Source organism: Alicyclobacillus shizuokensis NBRC 103103 (genome assembly GCF_001552255.1).
GTDB lineage: Bacteria > Bacillota > Bacilli > Alicyclobacillales > Alicyclobacillaceae > Alicyclobacillus_G > Alicyclobacillus_G shizuokensis.
Genome location: NZ_BCQV01000140.1, coordinates 1 through 641 on the forward strand (window position 1 = coordinate 1; position 641 = coordinate 641).

Here is a 641-nt window from a genome sequence, read left to right on the forward strand (position 1 = left end):
CTATTTCAGAAGTCGAGGCGGAGATTCGTGCTCATGTGGCCGACAAGCAGGAGGCCTTTGAGCTGATAACTACGATACCTGGGATCAACGAAAACGCAGCCGCCATTATCTTGGCTGAAATTGGCGCTGACATGGACCAGTTTGGTGGTGACAAACAATTGGCTGCCTGGGCCGGTCTCAGTCCCGGAAATCATGAGAGTGCAGGTAAAAAAAACGGGTCCGGTCACGAAGCGGAAACAGTGCTTTGAAGGCGGTACTCTGTGAGTGCGCTTGGGCAGCTGCACGTACGAGGAACACAAGACTTTCCTCTCGCTATTGGTTATGGGTTCGCAGAATGGGCGTCAAGAAGGCATGAGTCGCTCTAGCTCACACTCTGCTTCGGATTGTGTATCATGTCCTACACCGGAAACAACCGTACACGGAACTTGGTCCAGACTATCTTGAAAGTTTCAGGCAGCGCAATGAAGAACGCCGTGAAGCGGAAATGATCCGCAGATTGGAGTCGAAAGGATTTGTAATTTCCAAGCCCTAGTCCTCATGTTGTTGCCCATCGTCCGTTTCCAGAGACTGCAGATTACAGCCTCAATTCTCGCTTACCCATTTTCTACCGAAGGTCTCTGCCTCTCTGGACTCATTTTCGT

1 protein-coding gene is annotated in these 641 nt (G+C 50.9%); it reads left to right on the top strand.

Features of this window, described 5'->3' with window-relative positions; all coding sequences use genetic code 11:
* On the top strand, nucleotides 1-248 hold a 248-nt coding region (locus ASH01S_RS17685; RefSeq protein WP_169794279.1), incomplete at its 5' end, for a transposase.
* Nucleotides 249-641: the final 393 nt, after the last annotated feature.